Origin of the sequence: Henriciella marina, from assembly GCF_027213945.1 — a bacterium.
Lineage (GTDB): Bacteria > Pseudomonadota > Alphaproteobacteria > Caulobacterales > Hyphomonadaceae > Henriciella > Henriciella marina_A.
On record NZ_JAPWGW010000002.1, the window covers coordinates 382251 to 406845 of the forward strand.

Genomic DNA, 24595 nt, shown 5'->3' on the forward strand with positions numbered 1-24595 from the left:
GCGCGTCACACGTGGTGATGATGGTGATGCAGCGTCGTGTTCATTGTGAGCGGGAATATGGAGCGCGCTGAGGGAAGTCAAGCCGGGGTGGGATCGCCATTCCTGTCAGGCGTCTGGCATTGAGCTTGCTTCGCGTCTCAGGAGAATTATGAAAGTTGTGTCCCGATGAAACGTCTGATCGCCTCACTTGTCGTCGTCGCCCTGCCCTTCTCAGCGGCAGCGTCGCCGGACCTTGCCCGAGACTGGGGGACGAAAGCGAGCGCGCTATATGAGGATACGGTCGAGCTTCTCGAAAGCGATGCCAGCATCCCTGACAGCTTTGAGACCGAGATCGGCCGCTTTGCGCTGACCGCCGGGCGTCTTGGCAGCTGGATCGATGGGTCAGGCGGTCCATCGGACCTTGGCTGCATCTTTCGCGGCATGGCCGAGGAAGGCGAGACGCAGCTCATGGCGCTTGAGAGCGCCACGACGCCGGATGCGCGCGAGGACAGTCTGAAGCGTCTTGCCGCCATGTTTTCGGACGCTGAGGCCATTGCGGCGGCCGCCGCACTCTCAGCTGACAAGGGCCGTCCTGCCGAAGTTCACGGTACCCAGAACAGCTGCGCAGCCAATTCGGACGCGACGCACGCCGCCCTGCAATAGCCATTGCAGCTGATCCAATCTGGCACACTACATTTTTCTGCAGAAATCCGGGAACGGTCCGGGCGCCTCACGCATAGTCTAGGTCAGGAAGCCAGAATGGCTCTCCCATGACAGATCAGCTGCAGGCAGAAAGCCTGCAGCCTGTCCTATCCCCCGCACGGCCAGAATGGCTGCGTCCCAGAAAAAGCCGGACATGGTGACAGAATGCACCCCGGCACTTTTGTGGCGCGCAACAAATACGCCGCTTTCACGAAAATCAGGACTTCTCGAACCGCGCCTTGAACGCTTCCGGGTCAAAGAAGCGGATTATACCGGACTGGCTGCCAGTCGCCATCAGCGTCCCGTCGTCTGCGAACATTGCGACGCGGCCATGCACGAAGCCATTATGGACGCCTTCGATCTGGATGTCGCAACAGACCCACTCGGTTTCGACGATATTGTGGATGCGTAGCGTATTATCGAGCGAGTTTGCGCCGGCCGGAAGGCCCAGCGCGTGGCTGGTACCTGACGGCACGAAGTCATTGATGATGGCAAGCATGGCGGAATCGATCGGGTGGCCCGTCTTTGAGCGACCCCAGAGCACGACGCGGCCATCCTTGCTACTGCCGCCTTCGATCGCGCGATCAGGTGAATAGCGACCCTGCGCGACCCGCATATCCAGATAGTGGTGCAGGTCTACATTGTGTTTGTCGAAGCGCGGCATGGGCGGGCAGTCCTCGGGTCGCGCGACGTCCGGCTTTTCCTGCCATTGCTGCGAATGTTCGGACTCGCGCTCACCGACGGCGGCGTTCACCGTGAATATCTCACGGTCCTTGATATGGCCGAGAACACGCGCCTGGGTGATGTTCTTGCCGACAACGGGGGACCGGACATCGACGTCGAGTACATCCGGCGGATTCGCGAAGGAGAGGTATTGCGCCGTCGCCCAGATACAGGGACGGCCTGTCGTTCGCTCCAGTGCCGTGATCGCCGTGCCGAGGCCCACGCCACCGAACAGGAACTTCTTGCCGGGAGGGCCAACGCAATAGCGCTCCTCAACCGGCAGGTACCAACGATAGGGATTGTGGGTCGACTTCAGGTCGATGAAGGGCGCGTCTGTCATGGCGTTGGGCTTTAGCGCAAAATTTGCGGCCATGAAAAGCCGCCTTGAACGTGACGCAGCGTCTAGCGCTCTTTCGGGTCGAGTGCGTCGCGCAAGCCATCGCCGATGAAGTTGAGGCAGAGCAGCGTCACAGCCATCAGGATGGCAGGCGCCATGAGTAGCCACGGCTTGTCCTGCATTTCCTTGGCACCGTTCGAGATCAGCACGCCGAGCGAGGTCAGCGGCTCATTCACGCCGAGGCCGAGGAAGGAGAGGAAGCTTTCTGCCATGATGACGACCGGGATGGTCAGCGTGACATAGACGGCCACCGGGCCAACCACGTTCGGCAAGATGTGGCGGCGAATGATGGCCGGACCGGAGACGCCTGCGGCGCGGGCGGCTTCGATGAATTCCTTGCCCTTGATGGCGAGGGTCTGGCCACGCACGATCCGGCTCATGGTCAGCCACTCAACCGCGCCAATAGCGGCGAAGATCAGGATGATGTTGCGGCCGAAAACGGTCAGCAGAAGAATCACGAAGAAGATGAACGGCATGGCGTAGAGCACGTCCACGAACCGCATCATGAGATTATCCGTACGCCCGCCCACATAGCCCGCAATCGCGCCCCAGGTCACGCCGATGACGAGGGAGACCAGCGTTGCGACCATCCCCACGGCCAGCGAAATTCGGAGGCCGAGCAGGTTGCGCGCAACGAGATCGCGGCCCTGCTCATCGGTGCCGAGGAGGTGCCAGTTGTCGAATGTCGGCGCGAGCTCTGTCTGCGCCGAGATCTGGCTGTAATCGTGTACCCAGAGGAACGGCCCGAATGCGGCGAGGAAGATCATCACGCCGAGCACCCACATGGAGATCACGGCGGCCTTGTTGTTGAACAGGCGCCGCTTGGCATCGTCCCAGAGCGAACGACCGCCCGCGAGGGCCTGTTCGACCGGGTCCTTCCGGCCTGTCATGTCCAGCGTATCAACCATCAGTCGTACTTCACTTTCGGGTCGAGCAAGGCGTAGAGGATGTCGGCGATCAGGTTGAACAGCACGATCAGCGTTGCGTAGATGATTAGCGCGCCCATGACGAGCGTGTAGTCACGGTTGATCGCGCCATCGACAAAGTAGGAGCCCATTCCCGGCAGGCCGAAAATCCGCTCGATGACGAGTGAACCCGTCATCACGCGGGCCATGGCCGGGCCGGCATAAGAGACCAGCGGCAGGATCGCCGATGGCAGAACGTGGCGCATGATGACCGTGCGCTCCGGCAGGCCCTTGGCGCGGGCGGTACGCACATGCGGTGAGCGCATCGTCTCAATCGTAGAGGCGCGCATGAGGCGTGAGATGATGGCGATCTGCGGCAGGGCGAGCGTCAGGACCGGCAGGGTCATATTGTTGAACGTCATCCCGATATTAGGATACTCACCCAGCCCGCCGACAGCGAACCAGCCTGCACCCAGTGCAAAGGCGAGAATCAGCAGCGGGCCCGTCACAAAGGTCGGGATGGAAATACCCGCCATGGCAAAGCCCATCACGGTATAGTCGCCCGTGGTGTTCTGGCGCAGGCCTGCAAAGATACCGAGGCCTGTGCCGACTATCAGCGCGACGAGCATGGCCAGCGAACCGATGGCCAGGCTGACCGGAAGGCCGTCAGCGATCAGATCGTTCACGCTCTTGCCGAGTGTTTTCATCGATGGACCGAAATCGCCCTGCAGGACGCCGAGCACATAATCGACAAACTGTTTCCAGAGCGGCTGGTCCATACCGAACTTGGCTGCGATGGCCGCCTCGGTTGCCGCATTCAGCTTGCGCTCGCCGTCAAAGGGCCCACCGGGCGCAAGACGCATCATGAAGAATGCGACCGCAATGATGACCAGAAGCGTCGGGATCGCGAAGAGTAGCCGCCGGATAACGTAGGCCCATGGTATGCGGGAAAGGCTTCGCTGCAGCGCTGACACGTAGGGAAACTCTCAGGCGATCTTCAAACATAGGCGAAAGGCGGACTTGGCAGCCCGCTGCTGGCTTCCTAGGTTCACGCCAGACGAATGCTTGTCAACGCCACATGACACTGAGGTACAAGATGGCCGATATCCGAACCGTAACAGACAGTTTTTCTGTTGCGCCGCAAATTTCCGACGACGATGTGGATGCCATCGCCAAGGCTGGTTTCAAGACCATCATCGCCAACCGGCCAGATGGTGAAGGCGGCGTTGACCAGCCGCGCATGGGCACGATCCGCGCCCGCGCCGAAGAGCTGGGCCTGACCTTTGTCGCCCTTCCCTTCTCAGGCGCCCCGACCCCAGAGATCATCGAACGCATGAACTCTATCCTGGCAGAAGCCCCTGCCCCTGCGCTGGCCTATTGCCGGACGGGCACGCGCTCCATCACGGCCTGGGCCCTCAGCCATGGTGGCCAGGGCCAGTCGGACGAAATCATCGAAGCTGGCGCAGGCGCTGGCTACGACCTCTCCGGCCTGAAGCCTCTGCTCTAGGACTCGCGCGATTCAGCGCAGCGGCAGTAAAAGTTTGATCACGATACTTCAGAGCTTTATGAATTGAAGCCTTGAGGAAGACGTGCGATTCCGGCTCCGGTAACTCGTTCACCACCGCCCGCACGCAGGGGAAATGCATGTCCAGAAACTGGCTGGCCGATTTCAAATATGAAGATGGTGCCTGGCTCGTGAAGAAGACGGGCCACCGCGTGCCCGCCAATCGCCAGCTGGCCAACGATATCTTCACCTGGCTGACCTTCTACACGATGGCGCAATCCTGGCGCACCTGGCGCCGCATTACCGGGCATAAGCGCCCGACCATCGCATTTCACCCTGACAAGCCGCGCCCCTGGTATTTTATCTGGCCAGTGATGCACGCTTCGGGGTCCAAGCTGATCTCCGACGTCTCACAGGCCGACATCGTCTTCCAGTTCGACGACTCAACCCATGTAGACTCCAGCACGCCGACCACGAAGCCCGGCGCCCGCCTCGTCAATTTCGGCTGCAATGATATCTCCAAGACCTGTGTCGCGGAGAGCTTCGGACGCGCGGCAGGCTACAGCCTGAAGGTCGACCCGCTCAGCTATGAAGGGCCGATGGTCGAGAAGTCCGAAAAGAATGCGTGCCATGATGGGCGTATCATCGAAGGCCCCATCGAGCCGCTCGAGAACAAGACTTATCAGCGTCTTATCGACAATGAGATCGAGGGCGGCCTGGTTGAAGACCTGCGCTGCTGCATAGTGGGCGGTACGCCGACTGTGGTTTTCCGCAAGCGCCGCCCGATTGCGCGCCGCTTCCTGAACGAAAATGTCGACGTCATCCTGGACGAGCCGCGCAAATGCTACTCAGCCGAGGAGATCGAGGTCATTTCGGCTTTCGCAAAAGAGATCGGCCTGGAATGGGGCGGCGTCGATGTGCTGCGCGACCGTAAATCCGGCAAGATCTTCATCGTCGATGCTAACAAAACCGATATGGGCCCGCCAGTTGCGCTCAATCTTGGCGACAAGCTGAAAGCGACCCGGAGGATGGCCCGCGCCTTCGTCCGCGCCTTCGCCCCAAAGCGCAGCGCCTAGAGCAGATAAGCCAGAGTTTCACAATCCAGGGTGAGGGAGTTCACTTGGGAATTCCATACATCAAAGAAATCAACTTCGAATATGGCAAGGTTGAGCAGGTTTCCCCGCTCATCCGCCGGGTTATTGCGAACAATCCGGGCCCGTTCACCTTTGTAGGCACCGGTGTCTATATCATCGGACACGGCAAGGTCGCCGTGATCGACCCCGGCCCTGAACTGTCAGAGCACTTCGACGCGCTGAAAGAAATCCTGAAGAACGAAACGGTCACGCACGTTCTTGTCACGCATGGTCATTCGGACCACTCCCCGCTGGCACAACCGCTCGCAAACTGGGCAAGTTGCGCGACCTATGCAAAGAATTCCGGCGTGCCGACGGCAAAGGGCGAGCTCGGCTCTGCTGACGATCTCGGCTTCATGCCGGATGTCCAGATTGGCGATGGCGACGTGATTTCGGGCCCCGGCTGGACGTTGGACGTCATCGAAACGCCTGGCCATACCTGCAACCATCTCTGCTTTGGTCTTCGCGAAGAGAATGCCTGTCTGACCGGCGATCATATCATGGGCTGGTCGACCACGATTGTTGCGCCGCCTGACGGCGATATGGGTGACTATATGCGCTCGCTCGACAAGATCGAGGAACGCAATTTCGACATCCTGTGGCCGACGCACGGCTCCCCGATCCGCGAAGATGTGAACGGCTTCATCCAGGCCTATCGCAATCACCGGCTGGACCGGGAATCGGCGATCATCAAGCATCTCGAAGCGGGTGAGACCAACATCCCGAAAATGGTCGAGAGCATGTATGCCGACGTCGACAAGCGCCTGCATCCAGCGGCTGCCCTCTCCGTCCTCGGCCACATGCTGAAGCTCGTCGAGGAAGGCCGTGTCGAGACCGCCGACGCTAATCCGACCGTGCGGTCAGAGTTTCGCTGGAAGGCGCTGCAGCAGACATCTTAGCACCCTGCGGCTTCATCCTTCGACAGGCTGAGGATGAGGGGCGGAGAAGGCGATCTCGATCTTGAAGCACGAAACGCATATCTACCCACGTCCGCCCTCCCAGCGGAAGCTGCGACCCATGGCGGTTGAGAGGCGACGGCCAGCCGCCATGGACCCCACCTTTCGGTGGGGTAGCGGTATTCTTCCGGCTGATGACTGAACCCGCAAAACCTAAGGCTGGCGGCGGCCGTCGGCGCGGGCTTCGAGTTCGTCCATGAAGGTGGAGACGCGGCGAGCGTTCATGCCGAGGTCGGAGAGGCCAACGCGGCTGATCGAGCGCATGTCGACGCGGGTTGCGCCTTCAACGGCGCGGATGCGAATGGCGACATCATCCTTGAAGCCGAACCAGGTCGAGGTTTCAGTCGCTTCCAGCATGGTACGCTCGATATCCTGACCGGTTTCCGGACGCGAGAAGATGTCCCAGCCGCGGCTTTCAGCAATTTGCAGCGCATAGGAAGCGATCTCACCCGGCGACTGATCGAAATAGACCGGTTCAATCGGGCGGTCATAGGCAGGCTCAACCGTCTCGCCATCAACTGTGCGTTCGCGTTCAGCCTCTTCCTGAACTTCGGCGACCCGGCGGCCACCCATACCCGGCCAACGGCCGTCCGCACCGTCTGTGATCGTCGGATCGTCCTGAACTTCATTGAGGGCCCCGTCGCTGCGGCGTTGGGCGATGAGCGATTCAGAAAGAGCGATCGGCTCTGACCAGTCGGTCTGAACGTCGTGAATCGGCGGAAGCGATCCGGCCTGCGCCCCGAAGCCAGCAATTCGGAAGAACACCATGAGCGCGATGAGAAGTGCGGCGAGTGCAAGCAGTGTAGGTTGGAAACGTGGCGCCTTTATCAGAGCAATGATAATCGCGATCACAGCGAGGCCGAGCGCGAAGAAAGTAAGGCCCGGCCCCCAGCCGAGGATCATCGTACCAAGACCGAACTGCCAGCCCCAGAGCCCGAACTTCGAACCGAGCGCGGCCGCTGCAAACCAGAGCACCGTGAAGATCGACACGCCGAGCGCGACGCCCGCCACGGTCAGACGCCATCCAGCTTTTTTCGTCGTATCGCTCATTTCAGCCTCCCCGACTGTAACCTGTTAGATTGGGCCGAGAGTTATCCCGGCAGCCTGCTTTGACAAACCTTCCCCTTGAGGAAGCCGCTTCTACCGCGTCTGTCCGCCATCAACTGGGATGATCGCACCCGTCACGAAACTTGCCCGCTCACTGAGAAGGAAAGCAGCGGCAGACCCGATCTCTTCGGGTTTACCGAACCGTTGCAGCGGGACTTCACGCCGGATCCATTTCTTCCAGGCGTCGCCCCGTTCACCCTCGCTACGTTCCTCCCAGGCGCCGCCCGAGAAGATGATGTTGCCCGGTGAGATCGCGTTGATGCGAACGCCGGACGGGCCGGTAATGCGAGCAAGCTCCTTGACCATGTGATTCATCGCCGCCTTGGCAGTCCCATAGGTGAGCGGCGTGCCGAGCGCGCCCATACCCGCGATAGAGGAAATGGCGACGATAGACCCTTCGCCGCGCGGATCCATCTTGCGCAGGCAAGTGCGGGCAAGGCGGAAGGCGCTGTCGAGGTTCTGCTGCATCCCAGCTGTCCAGGTATCATCATCGACATCGAAGCCCGGTGGGCAAGGATGAAGGCCGACATTGGCGACCGCGCCCCAGAGCGGGCCGAACTCGCCCTCGATGGCATCCACCATCTCTTCCAGCGTCTTTGTCTCACGCAGATCACCGGCACACGCCCAGAGGCGGTCCTCGCCGTACTGGCTGGCGAGGCGTGCGCGTTCTTCTTCCAGCTTCTCAGCGCCGCGTGCCGCGATGGCCACGCGCGCGCCTTCTTCGAGAAGCGTTTCAACAATACCGAGGCCGATGCCGCGGCTAGCGCCCGCGACAAAGACCACTTTGTCCTTCAGGTTCAGGTCCATCCGGTCAGGCCGTCGGCAGCTTGTAGTCTGCGAACATCTCGCGGAGTTTCAGCTTGTTGATCTTGCCGGTCGCGCCGAGCGGAATCTCGTCCACGAACTGGACATCGTCCGGCGTCCACCATTTGGCGATCTTGCCTTCGAGCTGTTTCAGCACGTCTTCCTTGCTCGGCTTTTCACCCGGTGCAGGCTGAACGACCAGAAGCGGACGCTCATCCCATTTCGGGTGATAGATACCGATGGCTGCCGCGTTCGCGACCTGCGGGTGGCCGACAGCGAAATTTTCGATATCGATGGAGCTGATCCATTCCCCGCCAGACTTGATCACGTCCTTGGCGCGGTCGGTGATCTGCATGGTGGAATGCTGATCGAGCGTTGCAACGTCGCCGGTATCGAAGAAGCCATTCTCGTCGAGAACCTCGCCGCCATCGCCCTTGAAGTAGGCCGAGGAAATCGCCGGGCCGCGGCAGACAAGCCGGCCGGACGTCTCGCCATCGCGTGGGAGGTCATTGCCTTCATCATCGACGATCTTGAGCTCTACGCCAAATGGCGGGCGGCCCTGCTTGAGCTTGTATTCCATCTGCTGCTCATGCGGCGCATCTACGAGGTGGGCAGGCAGCGCGCCGAGCGTGCCGAGCGGCGAAAGCTCGGTCATGCCCCATGCGTGGAAGACATCGACTTCAAACTCTTCCTCAAAGGCGCGCAAGATCCGCTCCGGTACCGCAGACCCACCTATAACGACCTTGCGCAGGTGCGGCAGCTTCAGATTGTTCTCCTGGAGATAGGTCAGCAGAAGCAGCCAGACGGTCGGCACGGCCGCCGTGATCGTGACCTTCTCCTTGTCGAGCAGTTCGTAGATCGCCTTGCCGGACATGTCTGCGCCCGGCATGACCAGTTTTGCACCGGTGGCAGGGCACGCGAAGGCGAGGCCCCAGGCATTGGCGTGGAACATCGGCACAACCGGGAGGACCACGTCTGCTGCGCCCATGCCCAGCGTATCGACGCCCATGGTGATGAAAGTGTGCAGGACGTTGGAGCGGTGCGAATAGAGCACGCCCTTCGGATTGCCCGTCGTACCGGAGGTATAGCAGAGACCGCAGGCGGTCTGCTCATCGAAGTCGCCCCAGACGACATCAGGCGACTTGCCCTTGATCCAGTCTTCATAGGAGACCGCGCCGAGCGAATTGTCCGGCATATTGTCCCGCGATGTCAGGATGACGAACTTCTCGATCGTCTTGAACTGGCTCTTGGCCGCTTCGACGATCGGCAGGAACGTCGTATCGAACAGAAGGATGCGGTCCTCGGCGTGGTTCGCGATCCATGCGACCTGATCCGGGTGGAGACGCGGGTTGATCGTGTGCAGCACCGCGCCGATGCCCATCGTGCCGTACCAGGCTTCCATGTGGCGGGCCGTATTCCAGGCCAGCGTCGCAACGCGGTCGCCGAGCTTGATGCCTTCTTCCTTCAGGGCAGACGACACCATCTTGGCGCGCTCATGCAGGGCCTTGTAAGTCGTGCGGGTGACATTGCCTTCGACTTCGCGGGTAACGATCTCGCGGTCGCCATGATTGTGAGCTGCGTGGTCGAGCACCTTGTCGACGGTCAGCTGCCAGTTTTGCATCAAGCCGTGCATGTTCTTTCCTCCTGAATTGTTTTCACGGGTTTCCGTGGCGTTCGGTTTCTTCTATGTCCCAGCTACTTCTACGGCAAGCGATGGCGAGCGAGGTCAAAATGTCCCAGACGTATTTTCTGGCGGGCGCCCTGTTGCTGGGCGCGGCTCTCGCGGGTTGCAATGAAGCCGCGACAGCACCGATGGAAACGTCTGACGCCGCATCGGTTGAATCGCCCGGCGAGCAACAGCCGGCAGCAACCCCTGTCTCCGACAGTCGTGACCTGCCCCGGCTGTTTGACTGCGTGCGGGAAGAAGGCGGCGTGCTGATCGCAGCCCATCGCGGCGGCCCTGCCCCGGGCTTTCCTGAAAATGCGGTCGAGACGTTTCAGCACGCGCTTGATGCTGGCATTCCGATGATGGAGATCGATGTCGCTGAAAGTCGGGACGGCGTTCTGTTTCTGATGCATGACCGCTCCCTCACCCGCACGACGACAGGCCAAGGGCCAGTCGCCGACACAAGCTGGAACGAGATTTCTCAGCTACGCCTCGTCGACAATGAAGGCCGGGTCACCTCGTTCAATCCGCCAACACTTGCCGAAGCGCTCGAATGGGCGGTGGAGACCGGCGCGATCCTGGAACTCGACCGGAAAGAGACAACCAGCTTCCGCAACATCATTGGTGAGGTTCGCGCGGCCGGCGCCGAGAACAATGTCATCATCATTACCTATTCAGATGAACAGGCCTGGCAGGTTGCAGAGATTGCGCCCGACCTGATGATGACGGCTGGCGTCGGCAACCGCCAGCATGAGGCGGCTCTCCTCGACGGCGGTGTTGATCCTGACAAGCTCGTCGCCTGGACCGGCACACGCGAACCAAGCTTCGGCAAATGGCGCGGGCTCGCCAGCAAGAATATTGAAAGCGCGTTCGGCACGCTTGGCCGCCCGGGCGAGCGGCTTGACGATCAGTACTGGGCCGATGGCGACCCGTCCGAATACGTATCACTGATAGAAAACGGGCTTGTTCTTCTCGCGACGGACACGCCTTACCGGCTCGTGAGCGCGGGCGGCCTTCCTGCGCGTTTCATTCACGCAACTGGAACCTGTTTGCGCTAGGCACGGATTGACTTCTAGCCGCGCAGAATCTCGTCAGAAAGCCTCAATATTTTATCTTTAGAAAGATAATATTCACCTTTTTGGGCGATTAATCCTCAGTAGAAGAACCGGTTGGCCGCCGGGAATACAACTCCTGGCGGCCGTCTGAGTTTTATATCCGGGGGGACAATCAGACATGCAGAAAGCCGTGCTAAGTCGAATATACAAGCTTGGTCCGATGATTTTCGGCCTCGGCTTCCTGACACCGCTGGCTGCCCAGATCCTGCAGTCGTCTGAAGTCCCGCTACCGTTTGGCATGCCGCCGCTTCTCGCTGGTTTGCTGATCGCCATGGCGTTCACCGTTCCAGCGCAGCTACGGGGGCGCTGGGTCTGATGTCGAACCGTGACCTCTCCATGCTGACGCCAAAAGAGCTGGCGCGGATCGAACGCGATATCGCGCGCAAGCATATCGGGAAGTTTCCATGGCTGGCAGTGACGGCCGGCATCGGTGCCTTTCTTTGCTGGCTGGCCCTCTGGCCACTCGTATTCATGGATGTCATCCCGGCGTGGGCAGGCTTCGTTGCCGCAACCGTGCTGGCGATCATCGGCTACCTTCCTTCTCACGAGGCCCAGCACGACATTATCGCCCGGCCCGGCTCCCGGCTAAGGTGGCTGAACGAAGTGGTCGGACATGTTTCCACGGTGCCGCTCGCCCTTCCCTTCGATCTCGCGCGGGCAACACATAGAGAGCACCACCTCCACACAAACCACCCGGAGCTGGACCCGGACTATGGATCCAGTGCCGCTGGGCCTCTGAAGGCGATCTGGACCGCAATACAGAACATTCAGCCAAGGTCGAAGGGTGGTCACAACGCCTATAGCCGCACGCTGCTACGGCTTGGCCGAAAAGATGTTCTGAAAGGCGCTGCCCTCTATCGGGCGACATGGTTTCTGACCCTGTTCACACTGGCCTGGACCGGGCACGCAATCGAAGCCGCAGCGCTCTGGTGGCTGCCGCACCATGTCGGATATGTCTACATCCAGTATTATCTGAGCTGGGCGCCGCACCATCCAGCTAATGAAACGGCCCGCTATCGCAATACGCGTAGCTTCCGCGCCGCCCTGGGGAATATCGGTTCGCTCGGCATGCAATATCACGTGGTGCACCACCTGCACCCACGCATTCCCTTTCTACGTACGCCGCAAGCCTACTGGGAAATGAAACCCGTGCTTGAGGCGCAAGGTGCGCGGGTCGAGGACCTCTAGCGACCCGTCCACAGCGGTGCATTGCCAAAAGTTGACGCATGTGTCATTTTCTTCCTTGGGAGAAAACGCATGGCCATTGCTCTACGTACCTTGTTCAGGTTCGGACCGCTCATTTTCGCTTTCGGTTTCCTTGCGCCTCTGATCGCTCAGATCATCGAGGCACTTGAAGTTACACCTCCATTTGGTCTCGCTCCGCTGACAGTGGGGCTCGTTCTTGCCGGTGTGCTGGGGTTGGCCGCGCAATTGAGGGGACGCTGGGTATGAGTGAGCTCGCTTCGAAAAGCCACGCTGAGCTGATGCGCATCGAGCGCGACATCGCGCGCCGACACATTGGCAAATTCCCCTGGCTCGCCGTAACATGGGCGCTGACCAACCTCACAGTTTGGCTGAGCCTCTGGCCGCTCGTACTGATGGGGATCATCCCGCTCTGGATCGGCTTCATTATCGCCACGCTGAACGTGATGCTGAGTTACCTGCCCTCACACGAGGCCCAGCATGACATTATCGCGCTGCCCGGCGCGCGGCTTCGCTGGCTCAATGAGCTGGTCGGTCATCTGTCCACGATACCGCTCGTATTGCCTTACAGGGTCGCGAAACTCACCCATCTCGAGCATCACAAGCATGCCAATGACCCTGCGCTGGACCCTGACCATGGCACCAGCGCGCGCGGTCCGCTCCATGCAATCTGGAAGAGCATTCTCAACCGGCAACCGGGCAACAAGAATGCTTATGGCGACACACTTGTCCGGATTGGCCGCCCTGATGTGGCGCTGGATTTCATCGCTTATGAGCTGATCTTCTACGGAACGCTATTCACACTTGCCTGGACCGGTTTTGCGCTTGAAGCAGCGTTGCTCTGGTGGCTGCCGCGTCACATCGCGCTCACCTATATCCAGTATTACCTCAGCTGGGCGCCGCACCATCCCGCGACCGAACAAGGCCGCTACCGCAACACGCGCAGCTTTCGCTCCATCCTCGGCAATATCGGCTCGATGGGGATGCAGTATCACGTCATCCATCATCTTCATCCGCGTATTCCGCTCTACCGGACGCCAAAGGCCTATTGGGAAATGAAGCCTGTTCTGGAGGCCCGCGGCGCAAGAGTGGATGAGCTCTAGGCTTTCCGACCGGCCAAGCTCCAGAACCGTTTGAGTTGACGTTTCACCCGATGAGGCGTATTTGCCCGCCCCAAGGTGAGAGACGCCTGCCGTTCGCCGGACGAAATGTCCGATGGTGAAGATCTCCGGGGCGAAAGCCTCGTCCTCCCGGAACTGTCCTTCCCATCAGGGGACCGGTCCAGCGGCAAGGCGAACATCCGCATCATGCGCCCGGTCTATCGATGTGAAAGACGAACGGAAAATGTCACTCAACATTACGACGAGAGCGCAGGCGAAAGCCCATGCGCGAGAACTACGTGCCGAGGCGACCCAGCGCGGCGAAAATCTCAGCCATGCCCGCGCGCTCGAAGCGGTCGCGCACAAGCTTGGCTATCGCGACTGGAACACAGCGTCTGCGCGCCTGTCGAACCAGGCCGACGTGCCGATCCAGGTCGGGGAGCGCGTGTCAGGCCGCTATCTGAAGCAACCCTTCGAAGGCCGCGTGCACGGTGTGCGCGAACTTGCTGGCGGCATGGGCTATGAGATCACAATCCACTTTGATGAACCGGTGGATGTGGTTGAATTCGATAGCTTTTCCGGCCTTCGCCAACGCGTCAGTGCGATAATCTCCGAGGAGGGCATCTCCTGGGACAAGACCAGCGATGGGGTGCCGCACCTCATCGTTCAACGCGACAGCGCTGGCCTCATCTGACCCATGGGCCCGGGCGGCCTGCCTCTTTTATATCCTTGTTTTTGCGCAAGTATCCGTTCGCAAACGATCCCGTTTGCTCCGAACTTGCTCTAAGGGTAGAGCCGCTCGGGTGTCCACACACCATTCTTCATGGTGAATTTCAGCCGGTCATGCATGCGGAAGGCCTGGTCCTGCCAGAACTCGATGCTTTCCGGCACGACGCGGTAGCCGCCCCAATTGTCCGGACGCGGAATATCTTCCCGGTCTGCATACGTTTCCTGTAGGACTTCTATGCGCTCAGCAAATACATCCCGTGATGGCAGAGGCCGCGATTGGTCCGAAGCGATGGCGCTGATCCGGCTCGCCTTGGCGCGTGAGGCGAAATACTCATCGGCTTCTGCTTCCGGCACGGAGGTCACGCTTCCGCGCACGCGAACCTGCCGGCGCAGCGACTTCCAGTGAAAGCCGAGCGCCGCATGCGGGCTGGCCTTCAGCTGCTCACCTTTAGCGCTTTCAAAGTTGGTGTAGAAGGTGAAGCCCTCCTCACCGACCGACTTCAGAAGCACCACCCGCACATCAGGGCGCCCGTGACCGTCAACAGTGGCGAGCGACATGGCGTTGGAGTCGTTCAGCTCCTTTTCGCGCGCTGTGGCCATCCAGTCCCTGAACAGGGCGAGCGGATCAGCCACGTCCGGGATCAGCGGATTGCCTTCGCTGTCGCGTTTATAGTCCGCCTCTGTGGGCGTTGGCGGAATGACACTGTTGTCGCTCATCTTCTGTTCTTTCAGTCGTGATCAGGCGAGGATGCCACCATCTACGCGCAGCACCTGGCCGGTAATATAGTCTGCCTTGTCCGAGGCGAGGAATGCGACAGCATCAGCAATGTTCTGCGCACTGCCCCAGCGCCCTTCCAGCGGGATGACCTTTGCCATGCCGGCCATGGTTTTTTCCCGATCGACCCGGCCACTCTCAAACGCGGTCGTCCACATACCGTCATCAATCACGCCTGGCGCGACAGCGTTCACTCGGACCCCTGCCCGGCCGAGATCAATCGACATGTTGCGCGTCATGGAATTCACCGCGCCCTTGGACGCCGAGTAGGCGATCTGGCCGATGCTGCCCGTGCTTGCCGACACCGAAGAGATGTTCACGACATTCCCCTTGCGTGACTTCAGGCTCTCGGTCAGCGCGTCCGTGAGCAGGATCAGATTGCGGACGTTTACGTTGAGCGTGTTGTCGAGCCCCTCTTCCGTGACGCGTCCAGCCGGCTCATGAACACTGACGCCAGCATTATTCACGAGGATGTCGACGGGGCCGAGCTGCTCCATGATCGCTTCAGCCGTTGGCTTCCAGCCATCAGAGGAGCCAAGGTCGGCATGGATGACGACCGGATCGCCAGGCAATTCCTTTGCAAGCTCATCCAACGCCTCGACACTGCGAGCGACGAGCGCTAAGCGCGCGCCGCCTTCGGCCAGCGTCTTTGCGATGGCCCGGCCGATGCCGCGGCTGGCGCCCGTCACGACGGCGTTCTTGCCTTTGAAGTCATAAGTCATTGCCTGATCCTCCTCGTCTTTTCTTTTCAGGCATGACCGTATTGCGTTCGCGCGCTGCGGCAAATGGCAAACTGGCGCAGCGTGAGCCCGCGCGGGTCATGTCCGGCGCTTGCCCTCGCCCTCCAAATTCGCCATTGATGCGCGCAATAGACAGAACGCCAATGCTGGAAGGAAACCTCCCATGAAAAAGCCCGTCAAAGTTGCCGTTACAGGTGCCGCCGGTCAGATCGGTTACGCCCTGCTCTTCCGTATCGCCGCTGGCGACATGCTGGGCCCGGACCAGCCCGTCGATCTTCACTTGCTCGAAATCACCCCGGCCCTCGGCGCGCTCGAAGGCGTGACGATGGAGCTCAATGACTGCGCCTTCCCGCTTCTCAACAAGATCGTGCAGACCGACGACCCGAACGTCGCCTTCAAGGATTGCGACTATGCGCTTCTGGTTGGCGCCATGCCGCGCAAGCAGGGCATGGAACGCAAGGACCTGCTGTCAGCCAATGGCGGCATCTTTGGCCCGCAAGGCAAGGCGATCAACGATCACGCGTCGCGCGATGTGAAAGTCCTCGTCGTCGGCAACCCGGCCAATACGAACGCCCTCATCGCCCAGCAGAACGCACCGGACCTCGACCCGAAATGCTTCACCGCCATGGTCCGCCTCGACCATAACCGCGCGATGAGCCAGCTCGCCGAGAAGACCGGCGCGCACAATACCGACATCAAGAACGTCATCATCTGGGGCAACCATTCGGCGACCCAGTATCCGGACATCCATCACGCAACGGTCAAAGGCAAAGACGCCAAGCCGCAGGTCGATGAGGCCTGGTACACCGACACCTTCATCCCTGACGTGCAGCAGCGCGGCGCGGCGATCATCAAGGCACGCGGTGCCTCGTCTGCCGCTTCGGCAGCTTCGGCCGCAATCGACCATATGCGCAGCTGGGCCCTCGGCACGCCTGAGGGTGAGTGGGTCTCGATGGGCATTCCGTCCGACGGCTCCTACGGCATCGAGCCGGGCGTCATCTATGGCTATCCATGCACCTGCAAGGACGGCAAGTATGAGATCGTCCAGGGCCTCGAGATCAATGAGTTCTCGCGCGGCAAGATGGATGCAACCGATGCGGAGCTGCGCGAAGAGCGCGCCGCCGTCGAGCACCTCTTCGCCTAGGGCCTAAGACTAACTGACAAAGACGGGCAGCCATGTCGCACAATACGTTCGGCCACCTCTTCCGCGTGACCACCTGGGGCGAAAGCCACGGGGCGGCCATCGGATGCGTGGTGGATGGCTGCCCGCCAAACCTGCCGCTGGATGAGGCTTATGTGCAGGGTTTCCTCGACAAGAGAAAGCCCGGCACCAGCCGCTTCGTTACCCAGCGCAAGGAACCGGACGAGGTGCGCATCCTCTCCGGCGTCTTCGCTGACGATCGCACGGATGGCCAGGTCACGACCGGCACGCCCATCTCGATGATGATCGAGAATGTCGACCAGCGCTCCAAGGACTATTCGGAAATCCGGGACCGCTATCGCCCTGGCCATGCCGACTATGCCTATGACCAGAAATACGGGATCCGCGACTATCGCGGCGGCGGGCGCAGCTCTGCGCGCGAAACCGCCATGCGGGTTGCTGCAGGCGCGGTAGCGCGCCGCGTTCTGGGCGATGGCATCACGATCCGCGGCGCCGTCATCCAGATCGGCCCGCACATGATCGACCCGGAAAACTGGGACTGGGACGAGACGGGTAAGAACCCTTTCTGGTGCCCCGACGCCAAGACGGCCGCGCAGTGGGAAAGCTTTCTGGACGAAACCCGCAAGGCCGGCTCCAGCGCCGGCGCCATTGTCGAGGTCCACGCCTCAGGCGTACCTGCCGGATGGGGCGCCCCCATTTATGGCAAGCTCGATAGCGAACTGGCGAGCGCCATGATGAGCATCAATGCTGCCAAGGGCGTCGAGATCGGCGCAGGCTTTGCCGCCGCCTCCTACTCTGGCGAAGAGAATGCCGACGAGATGCGCATGGGCAATGAAGGCGTGCGCTTCCTGTCGAACAATAATGGCGGTGTCGCCGGAGGTATCAGCACGGGTCAGGACGTTGTGGTCCGCGTCGCGATCAAGCCGACCTCATCCATCCTGTCGCAAACGCGCTCTGTGACCCGCGACGGCGATGAGGTCGACGTGCGCACCAAGGGCCGCCACGACCCCTGCGTCGGTATCCGCGCCGTGCCTGTCGCCAAAGCGATGATGGCCTGCGTGCTGGCGGATGCAAAGCTGCGTCATCACGGGCAGATGGGCTAAAGCTCCAGCACCATCTGAACATCACAGCGGCTATAGGGCGTGCCCTTGAGCTCATCATCCGACAGCTCTCGAAAACCTGCCGAGCGATAAAGGCCAAGCGCCGCTTCAAGCTTGCGATTAGACTCCAGCCAGATACGGCCCGCGCCCATCCGACGGGCGGCAGCCACGCTTGCTTCCATCAGAGCTTTGCCAATTCCCATTTCACGAAGATCGCCGCGCGCGCTCATCTTTACCAGTTCGAGCGTATCTGGTTGATGACCACGCACGAGTGCCGCCGTGCCGACGGGCGTTCCGTCAAGGTCAGCGATAAGAACGCAGCCCCCGGCATCAATAATTGATGCTTGCGGATCATCGAGCTGGGCAAGGTCAGATGGCTCAACGCTGAAAAGAGGCTCGATCCAGGCAAGATTGAGCGATTTGAACGCATCGGCGTCAGCAGGCGTGAAGGGTCGTACCTCGATCATCGTCCTTTGGACTATGCTACCCCACAAACGCCTTTTCAATGACGAACTCGGCCGGGGCAGCGTTCGAGCCTTCGGTCAGACCGGCTTCCTGCATGAGGTCTTTCATCTCCAGCGTCATCGGCATGGAGCCGCAGATCATCACACGGTCCGTGGACGGATCGAGCGGTGGCAAGCCCAGCTGCTTGAACAGCTCGCCAGAGCGGATGAGGTCCGTCGGGCGGCCCATGCGGTCTGACTGCTCCTGCGTGCAGGAGGTGAACAGCTTCAGCTTGCCATGCACCATCTCACCGACGAGCGGGTCATTGACGAGGTCCTCGATCAGTTTGGTGGAGTATTGCAGCTCCCCATTCTGGCGGCAGGTATGGGTGACGATAACGTCCTCGAACTTCTCATAGGTCTCCGGGTCGCGCACCAGGCTGGCGAAGGGCGCAAAGCCCGTCCCTGTGGAGAACATGTAGAGCCGCTTGCCCGGCGTCAGCGCATCGAGCACAAGCGTGCCGGTCGGCTTCTTGCCGAGCAGCACCTTGTCGCCCGGCTGGATCTTCTGAAGGCGTGAGGTCAGCGGGCCGTCAGGCACCTTGATGGAATAGAACTCCAGCGAGTCGTCCCAGGATGGCGACGCCACCGAATAGGCCCGCAGCAGCGGTTTACCATCTTCGCGCGGCAGGCCGATCATGACGAACTCGCCCGAGCGGAAGCGGAAGCTTTGCGGGCGCGTGATGCGGAAAGAGAAAAGCCGGTCGGTGTAATGCTCTACCGAGAGGACAGTCTCTTCGGTTGGCGCGTTCGGATTGACGCGTGGCGCGGCAGTTTGCTGGCTGGCAGTCGTCATGGTTTCGTCCCGATAATCACTGGTCGATGGGTGACATGACGGCGAAAGCGCCGATGTGCAAGCGGCGTAACGGTCGCATTAGCAGAACTAAATAAGGAAAGGCAGGCACGGCGAGGGGAAACCGGCCTGCCTTTCAAGGCGGTGCGCAGCTGAGGTTCATGGCATGTGCGGCGCGCTCACCCAGTTCACATCCGGATCGCTGGTGCTGACAAGCTCGCCGAGCTCATAGACATTGGTGTAGCCATAGCCGTGCAGGTTGATGAAGGTCGGGATGTTCAGCGCGAGCGGCGCCCGCTTCAGCATCACCGGCGCGATATCGTCGGCAAAATTGTTGTTGCAATAGATGAGGATGCGCGTGCCGCGATGGGCGATTAGATCGGCCAGCTTTTCATCGGTGAAGTCGGCAAAGTTGATATTGATGGCACCGTTGATATGGCCCATCGCAAAAGCCTCAGCGCTTCGAGCGTCGAGGATGATCGTGTCGGCTTCGCTCGCAATCTCATTGAATTCGGCAAGGCTGACGAGGCGTGTGGCACGCAGCGCCATGACATCCTCACCTGCCTGCATGAAGCTGGCATAGTCGATCTCTGGAGAGCCTGCGGCCTGCGCGCCAGCCTTGGCGCTCACACCTGCGAGCACGAATGAAAGCAGCGCAGTCAGCGCGAATGCAATATTGCGGCGGGCACCCATGACCTCTCCTCCTCAGTCGATGCGATGAGGGGACAGTCACTCGCAAATGGGGCGTCAATCTGGTCAGGCGCGGGCGATTGAGGGGTTTCATAAGTAAAGCGGCGCCACATTCGCAGCGCCGCTTTGCTCAAGATTTGCGAAAGATCAGTCGGCGCCGACGACCCAATAGCGCTCGACCTTGTAATAATCGAAGGCCGCATCGCGCGCGGCCGCGCCATCATCCTTGGTCAGCTCTTTCAGGCTGTGCGATGGCGCCTGCTTCAGCTGTTCTTCGCTGAATGGGACGATGTAGCCGCCCTTGTCCTTCTCATAGTCGAGCGACGACCAAGGGATCGCATGAAACTTCTCACCGAAGCCGAGGAAGCCGCCAAAGCCGACGACTGCAAACATGATCTGGTTGTCGAGCTTGTTCAGCATGACGTCCTCGATCTCGCCGATCTTATCGCCGCTGGTTGAGTAGACATCCGTCCCGATAACGCGGGAGGCGCGGATGGCAGTGGTATGTCCGTCTGGTGTGGGCATGGCAGTTCCTTTCTGGTTTCGATTGGGAGCGTTCTGCTCCTGCCCCAAACAACCAGATGGACGGCCCACTTGTTCCTGTCAGTCGGCTTGCAAACCGGTAACTTCTTTCCAGTGCTGGCGGCAGAGCGACAGATAGTGGTCCTTGTCGATATCGACCTGCTGACCTTCTGTCTGCGGCTGACCGGCCTCATCGACGCGGGCCGTCATCGTCGCCTTCTTGCCGCAATGACAGATGGTGCGGATCTCCCGTAGGCTATCAGCGATGCCGAGCAATTCAGCCGAGCCATCGAACAGCTTGCCCTGGAAGTCGGTGCGAAGGCCGTAGCAGAGAACAGGGATGCTGAGCTCGTCCGCCACACGTGACAGCTGCCAGACTTGCGCAGGGCTAAGGAATTGCGCCTCATCCAGCAGAACAGCGCTTAGCGGCGTGCCTGCATGCGTTGTCTCGATCGCAGAGAAGAGGTCGACGTCGCCATTGAAGCGGTGGGCGTCAGAGGCAAGCCCGATACGCGATGAGATGCGCGCATCCTCTACGTCATCGGCCTTGGTGAAATGAGACGTCCAGAGCATGACCGTCATGCCCCGCTCACGGTAGTTATGGGCCGATTGCAGGAGGATGGTCGATTTGCCGGCATTCATTGCCGAATAGGTGAAATAGAGTTTCGCCACGATCTCTCCTCATCTCAGGCAGGGCCTACCTTCCGCAGACATTCGGCTTGGCCTGATTCCATCCGCTTCCGGACACTCAATCGACAGGCGCTTCTATGTCTTCTGTCAGGAAATGACGCACTTCGCGATCCTCAATCTCGATCACCCAGAGATCGCTGTCTCGGCTGCGGGCGCGGTGGACATACTCATCCGCCTCTGCCTCGCTTACGCCCACGCCCTGCAGGCGCACATCAGAAAAGATGCGGGTGCCTTCCATGCTCGTTCGGGGCACATAGACGCGCGCACTCCCCTTTAGGTCAGCCACTTTCACGATGACGTCGCCCCGCTCCCGGTCGCCCTTCTGCAGGATGAAACAGCTGGCGCCGGCCACCTGTACCCGGCGTACCAGAGCATCGACCCAGAGCCATGTCGGCAAGCGTTCTTCAAACATACCGTCCGGCTCCTCTCATGCGGCACAGTGCTTGCAAGTTGCGCAAGCGTTAACAGTTTACTAATACACCGCCGGGGAGTGGGCCATGTTCAGCACCATCATTCAATCAGGCGCCGCCATAAAGGCTGCAGCTGAAACATCCAGCGTGAATGCTCTGTCGCTTGGCGGCAAGGATTTCCTGTCTGCGCGTGCTGTCGAAGTTACCGGCTCGCCTGTCCTTCCCCTCGAAGTGGTCATCGTCACGATCGGGGCCCTACTCCTCAGCGGCTTTGCGCTCCTCCTGCGCGAAACACGAATCGAGCGACGCAAGTTCAAATCCTGATCACAGGCCGACTTCACCGCCAGGCTAGACGCTGGTCGTCTCCAGCATCGCGCTTTCAGTCTCTTCTAGCTCGGCCTTTGGCAAAATGACTCGCACCCGCGTGCCCTCTCCGGGGGCGGTATCAATGATAACCTTGCCATGCATCAGGTCGGCAAACGTCTTCACAACGGCAAGGCCAAGGCCAGTGCCCGCCCTGCCCTTCGCGTTGCTGCCCTGCTGGAAGGGCCGCGCAACCTGTTCAAGGTCGCTGGCGCTCATTCCGGCGCCCATGTCCCGGACCGAGAGCGCGACTGTCGATGCCCCCGCCCGCGCATCAATGCTGACCATCGCCCCTCTCGGAGAGTATTTGATCGCGTTCGAAAGAAGGTTTTGCCAGATCTGGCGCACCGCGCGCGCATCGGCCAGCGCCCAGACTTCATTGCCCGCTTTCTGACGGATGGAAACGCCTGCCCGATCGGCAAAGGCTGATAGCTGCGCAATGACGGACTCGCTGCTGGCGACGAGATCAACCGGTTCCAGATCGAGCCGGATATGCCCGGACTCTGCCTTTGCATAGTCGAGGATGTCCTCAACGGTCAGAAGCAGGTCCTGTCCGCTTTCATGAATGAGTTCGACATATTCGCGGTAAGCCTCTGGCAGGTCGCCGCGTAGCTCGTTGCGCATCAGATCGGAAAAGCCGAGAATAGCGTTGAGCGGGGTCTTGAGCTCATGACCGAGGCTGGCGAAAAACGCGGTCCGCTCTGCAAGCGCCTCTTCGGCGGCACTGGCGCGATCAACCGGGGCTTCAACTGGCTCGCCCTCCTCTCCGTCTTCTGAGTCCGCCTCTTCCATCAGGCTCATGAAGACGCGCATGCCTGCAGCATGCGGATCGAAGATCAACTCAAGCGGCGAACGCCCGATAGCGACATCAAGACGGGTCCCGTCAGATGAGAGGGCCGCCTCGATCTTTGGCCTATGCGGCGTATCGAACGCCTCCACAAAAGGTTCTTTCTGGCGCGGCTTGACCGGCGCATCAATCTCGCCCGAGACCATGCGGACGCGGCCATCGTCGGCGACATCGACAATCATCACTGGGCCTGATCGAGCAGGTTTGCCCTCGTCGATCTCCGGACCGGCGCGAACCGGTTCTAGCGCCGTTGCGGCAGCGACATCGGCGGACTGGCGCTGCAGAATGGCAACAAGCAGCAAAGCGCCGGAGAGGATCGCGTTGACCGACAGCACGCCGCTGAACATGTCCAGTGCGGCATTATCCAGCGTGCCATTCAGGAAGGCTGCAGCGATCAGGCTGCCTGCAAGCCCCAGGATCGCGAAGATGCAAACCTCGACAACATGGGACCGCCAGCCGAAGGCCAGCACAAGAAGTGGCGCGAGCGCCCCTGTCGCAATGGCTGGCGAATAGAAGCCGCCAGTCACGAAGACGAGACCAGATGCCAGCGCAATCCAGGGCAGGATCGCAATCACCGATTTACGCGCCACTGGCCAGCGACGCCCGCGCAGGGCCACGAGTATGGTCAGCACGGCTGGCATCGCCGCGCACGCGCACACCGCCACCGCAATCAAACCCGGCATGCCTTCGCGCGCCGCCAGCACAGCCGCAGCGACGGCACCAGCCAGCCAGATCAGGGAGGCAGATATTACCGCGAATTTAGACGAGCTGTTCATCTGTCGGTTAGAAATGCCACGCATCCTTGCGGGTGAAGAATTCAAGTTGAGTCGGTTGCCTATTATGCCCTAGATTATGGTGAGTTGCGCCAGAATGATAGAGCGAGGCATGCCTTCGCGTCTCAGGGGAAACAGAATGAAACTCGGAAAAATTCACGCAGCAGTGACCGCCGGCGCGCTATTGGCGCTTACCGCCACAGCCCAGAACAACACGCCTGAACAGGCCTCCGAACCAGCCCCGACGGCGGTCATACCCACAGTTCAGCCCTACAGTATCGCACCGGCGCCAGACCCGCTGGCGACAGCTGCAGCCGTTTACGCCACCTATCAGAGTGACGTGACCCGTCTGGAGCAACAAAGGTTCGAGGACGTCGCGTCGATCCAGACCGCGCTCAACGACCTAGGTAGCCAGAACCATGATCAGCTCTCTCGCGGCTGGCTCGCCTATTCGGCGCTTATCGCCTCGCAGGACCCTGAATTCCGCGCAGCTGTGCGCGACGGCGAAGCCTATTATGGCCGCGACTTTCTCGTCCGCGGCCTGCAGAATGATGTGCGCTATGCTCGCACGCTTCATGGCGGCTCCGCCGCTGTCAGCGCAGCTCTCAATGCAGGTGCCGCCGATGCTCAGCGCCTTCAGGCAACCGCACAGACCGTGAAGCAGCAGGCCTACAGCCTTCAATCCTATGGCTGGGCCAAGGGCAAGCTCGGCGACTCTGGCGCGCTGGCAACCCGCCTTCGCGCCGACTCGCTTGTCGGCCGCACCGCCAGCAATGACATGACCACCGCTTTCCGCGCGCCGGATATCGGCAATGTCCTGTCGACGGCGGGCCGGGCTGGCGCCCCTTCAATCTGGCGCAATATCAGCGGCACCGCCGATCGTGTTCGCGTCGCGAATGTTGGCACCATTACCCGCGGCACCCGCCGCAGCGTCGCTCCTGGCAGCGAGCAGGTCGCCGACAAGATCGCCACGCTTGCCGCCTACCGGGTCCTTGGCAGTGAGCAGACTGGCCCTGCCCCGATCCAGGGCGCGATGACGGAAAGCCAGACATCTGGCTGCATGAATATGGCCAATCTAAACCTTCAGCAGTGCATCGCCGCGACGCACCAGCATTTCGAGGTGCCATTCTGCCTCGGAGAGCATGCACTTGCTGAGATTGGAAGTTGCATCGCCAAGGTCAGCAACTAGGATCACAGATATTCA

29 protein-coding genes are annotated in these 24595 nt (G+C 60.6%); 14 read left to right on the plus strand and 15 right to left on the minus strand.

Features of this window, described 5'->3' with window-relative positions; all coding sequences use genetic code 11:
• Window positions 1-165: 165 nt before the first annotated feature.
• Complete coding sequence (locus tag O4G74_RS08250; RefSeq protein ID WP_269402160.1) at window positions 166-642, plus strand: hypothetical protein; 477 nt, start codon at window positions 166-168, stop codon at window positions 640-642.
• 256 nt (window positions 643-898) lie between these two features.
• On the opposite strand, the gene O4G74_RS08255 is transcribed toward O4G74_RS08250, so the two are convergent.
• Genes O4G74_RS08255 through O4G74_RS08265 form a run of 3 tightly spaced genes read right to left on the minus strand, consistent with a single transcriptional unit; the run spans window position 899 to window position 3680 of the window.
• The gene (locus O4G74_RS08255; RefSeq protein ID WP_269402161.1) at window positions 899-1777 is read right to left on the minus strand and encodes an acyl-CoA thioesterase; all 879 of its coding nucleotides are present in this window, start codon (window positions 1775-1777) and stop codon (window positions 899-901) included.
• 29 nt (window positions 1778-1806) lie between these two features.
• Window positions 1807-2709: an ABC transporter permease gene (locus O4G74_RS08260; protein ID WP_269402162.1), complete on the minus strand. Its 903-nt coding sequence runs from the start codon at window positions 2707-2709 to the stop codon at window positions 1807-1809.
• Entirely contained in the window at window positions 2709-3680 is a 972-nt protein-coding gene (locus tag O4G74_RS08265; RefSeq protein WP_269402163.1) for an ABC transporter permease, read from the minus strand. Before O4G74_RS08265 ends, O4G74_RS08260 begins: the two co-directional genes overlap by 1 nt.
• Before the next feature lie 104 nt (window positions 3681-3784).
• On the opposite strand from O4G74_RS08265, the gene O4G74_RS08270 reads away from it, so the two are divergent.
• From O4G74_RS08270 to O4G74_RS08280, 3 genes are all read left to right on the plus strand, one after another.
• The gene (locus O4G74_RS08270; protein ID WP_269402164.1) at window positions 3785-4213 is read left to right on the plus strand and encodes a TIGR01244 family sulfur transferase; all 429 of its coding nucleotides are present in this window, start codon (window positions 3785-3787) and stop codon (window positions 4211-4213) included.
• Between the two features lie 137 nt (window positions 4214-4350).
• Window positions 4351-5286 (plus strand): hypothetical protein, encoded by a 936-nt coding sequence (locus O4G74_RS08275; protein ID WP_269402165.1) that lies wholly within the window; start codon window positions 4351-4353, stop codon window positions 5284-5286.
• A 44-nt stretch (window positions 5287-5330) separates the two neighbouring features.
• The gene (locus tag O4G74_RS08280) at window positions 5331-6242 is read left to right on the plus strand and encodes an MBL fold metallo-hydrolase (protein ID WP_269402166.1); all 912 of its coding nucleotides are present in this window, start codon (window positions 5331-5333) and stop codon (window positions 6240-6242) included.
• Window positions 6243-6452: 210 nt separating this feature from the next.
• On the opposite strand, the gene O4G74_RS08285 is transcribed toward O4G74_RS08280, so the two are convergent.
• The 3 genes from O4G74_RS08285 to O4G74_RS08295 all read right to left on the minus strand — a co-directional run bounded on the left by O4G74_RS08285 (window position 6453) and on the right by O4G74_RS08295 (window position 9843).
• Window positions 6453-7349, minus strand: a complete 897-nt coding sequence (locus O4G74_RS08285; protein ID WP_269402167.1) for a DUF1499 domain-containing protein — start codon at window positions 7347-7349, stop codon at window positions 6453-6455.
• 90 nt (window positions 7350-7439) lie between these two features.
• A complete protein-coding gene (locus O4G74_RS08290; protein ID WP_269402168.1) occupies window positions 7440-8213 on the minus strand; it encodes an SDR family NAD(P)-dependent oxidoreductase in 774 nt (257 codons plus the stop codon).
• Between the two features lie 4 nt (window positions 8214-8217).
• Window positions 8218-9843: a long-chain-fatty-acid--CoA ligase gene (locus O4G74_RS08295; RefSeq protein ID WP_269402169.1), complete on the minus strand. Its 1626-nt coding sequence runs from the start codon at window positions 9841-9843 to the stop codon at window positions 8218-8220.
• Between the two features lie 98 nt (window positions 9844-9941).
• Between O4G74_RS08295 and O4G74_RS08300 the strand changes: the two genes are divergently transcribed.
• The 6 genes from O4G74_RS08300 (at window position 9942) to O4G74_RS08325 (ending at window position 13988) form a co-directional block, all read left to right on the plus strand.
• On the plus strand, window positions 9942-10934 hold the full coding sequence (locus O4G74_RS08300) for a glycerophosphodiester phosphodiesterase family protein (protein WP_269402170.1): 993 nt from the start codon (window positions 9942-9944) through the stop codon (window positions 10932-10934).
• 175 nt (window positions 10935-11109) lie between these two features.
• Window positions 11110-11307 carry a hypothetical protein gene (locus O4G74_RS08305; RefSeq protein ID WP_269402171.1) on the plus strand — a complete coding sequence of 66 codons (198 nt, stop codon included), beginning with the start codon at window positions 11110-11112 and terminating at the stop codon, window positions 11305-11307.
• Window positions 11307-12179: a fatty acid desaturase gene (locus tag O4G74_RS08310; protein ID WP_269402172.1), complete on the plus strand. Its 873-nt coding sequence runs from the start codon at window positions 11307-11309 to the stop codon at window positions 12177-12179. The genes O4G74_RS08305 and O4G74_RS08310 overlap by 1 nt, the downstream gene beginning before the upstream one ends.
• A 69-nt stretch (window positions 12180-12248) precedes the next feature.
• Window positions 12249-12443, plus strand: a complete 195-nt coding sequence (locus O4G74_RS08315) for a hypothetical protein (protein WP_269402173.1) — start codon at window positions 12249-12251, stop codon at window positions 12441-12443.
• Window positions 12440-13297: a fatty acid desaturase gene (locus tag O4G74_RS08320; protein ID WP_269402174.1), complete on the plus strand. Its 858-nt coding sequence runs from the start codon at window positions 12440-12442 to the stop codon at window positions 13295-13297. Before O4G74_RS08315 ends, O4G74_RS08320 begins: the two co-directional genes overlap by 4 nt.
• Window positions 13298-13538: 241 nt before the next feature.
• On the plus strand, window positions 13539-13988 hold the full coding sequence (locus O4G74_RS08325) for a glyoxalase superfamily protein (protein ID WP_269402175.1): 450 nt from the start codon (window positions 13539-13541) through the stop codon (window positions 13986-13988).
• Between the two features lie 89 nt (window positions 13989-14077).
• On the opposite strand, the gene pdxH is transcribed toward O4G74_RS08325, so the two are convergent.
• The gene (gene pdxH / locus O4G74_RS08330; protein WP_269402176.1) at window positions 14078-14740 is read right to left on the minus strand and encodes a pyridoxamine 5'-phosphate oxidase; all 663 of its coding nucleotides are present in this window, start codon (window positions 14738-14740) and stop codon (window positions 14078-14080) included.
• A gap of 21 nt (window positions 14741-14761) precedes the next feature.
• A complete protein-coding gene (locus O4G74_RS08335; protein WP_269402177.1) occupies window positions 14762-15520 on the minus strand; it encodes an SDR family NAD(P)-dependent oxidoreductase in 759 nt (252 codons plus the stop codon).
• A 181-nt stretch (window positions 15521-15701) separates the two neighbouring features.
• Here O4G74_RS08335 and O4G74_RS08340 point away from each other — a divergent pair, with 181 nt between their 5' ends.
• Both O4G74_RS08340 and aroC read left to right on the plus strand, forming a co-directional pair.
• Entirely contained in the window at window positions 15702-16682 is a 981-nt protein-coding gene (locus O4G74_RS08340; RefSeq protein WP_269402178.1) for a malate dehydrogenase, read from the plus strand.
• A 32-nt stretch (window positions 16683-16714) separates the two neighbouring features.
• Complete coding sequence (aroC, locus tag O4G74_RS08345; protein ID WP_269402179.1) at window positions 16715-17803, plus strand: chorismate synthase; 1089 nt, start codon at window positions 16715-16717, stop codon at window positions 17801-17803.
• On the opposite strand, the gene O4G74_RS08350 is transcribed toward aroC, so the two are convergent.
• The 6 genes from O4G74_RS08350 to O4G74_RS08375 form a co-directional block, all read right to left on the minus strand.
• Window positions 17800-18267 (minus strand): GNAT family N-acetyltransferase, encoded by a 468-nt coding sequence (locus tag O4G74_RS08350; RefSeq protein ID WP_269402180.1) that lies wholly within the window; start codon window positions 18265-18267, stop codon window positions 17800-17802. The two genes, aroC and O4G74_RS08350, sit on opposite strands and share 4 nt — an antisense overlap.
• Before the next feature lie 16 nt (window positions 18268-18283).
• A complete protein-coding gene (locus O4G74_RS08355; RefSeq protein ID WP_269402181.1) occupies window positions 18284-19099 on the minus strand; it encodes a ferredoxin--NADP reductase in 816 nt (271 codons plus the stop codon).
• 156 nt (window positions 19100-19255) lie between these two features.
• A complete protein-coding gene (locus tag O4G74_RS08360; protein WP_269402182.1) occupies window positions 19256-19789 on the minus strand; it encodes a rhodanese-like domain-containing protein in 534 nt (177 codons plus the stop codon).
• A gap of 144 nt (window positions 19790-19933) precedes the next feature.
• Entirely contained in the window at window positions 19934-20311 is a 378-nt protein-coding gene (locus tag O4G74_RS08365; RefSeq protein WP_269402183.1) for a PRC-barrel domain-containing protein, read from the minus strand.
• Between the two features lie 78 nt (window positions 20312-20389).
• Window positions 20390-20980, minus strand: a complete 591-nt coding sequence (locus O4G74_RS08370) for a thymidine kinase (RefSeq protein WP_269402184.1) — start codon at window positions 20978-20980, stop codon at window positions 20390-20392.
• A 76-nt stretch (window positions 20981-21056) separates the two neighbouring features.
• On the minus strand, window positions 21057-21410 hold the full coding sequence (locus tag O4G74_RS08375) for a DUF1491 family protein (RefSeq protein ID WP_269402185.1): 354 nt from the start codon (window positions 21408-21410) through the stop codon (window positions 21057-21059).
• Window positions 21411-21495: 85 nt separating this feature from the next.
• On the opposite strand from O4G74_RS08375, the gene O4G74_RS08380 reads away from it, so the two are divergent.
• The gene (locus O4G74_RS08380) at window positions 21496-21732 is read left to right on the plus strand and encodes a hypothetical protein (RefSeq protein ID WP_269402186.1); all 237 of its coding nucleotides are present in this window, start codon (window positions 21496-21498) and stop codon (window positions 21730-21732) included.
• 24 nt (window positions 21733-21756) lie between these two features.
• On the opposite strand, the gene O4G74_RS08385 is transcribed toward O4G74_RS08380, so the two are convergent.
• Window positions 21757-23394: a sensor histidine kinase gene (locus O4G74_RS08385; RefSeq protein ID WP_269402187.1), complete on the minus strand. Its 1638-nt coding sequence runs from the start codon at window positions 23392-23394 to the stop codon at window positions 21757-21759.
• A gap of 136 nt (window positions 23395-23530) precedes the next feature.
• Between O4G74_RS08385 and O4G74_RS08390 the strand changes: the two genes are divergently transcribed.
• Window positions 23531-24580: a hypothetical protein gene (locus tag O4G74_RS08390; protein WP_269402188.1), complete on the plus strand. Its 1050-nt coding sequence runs from the start codon at window positions 23531-23533 to the stop codon at window positions 24578-24580.
• Window positions 24581-24595 lie beyond the last annotated feature (15 nt).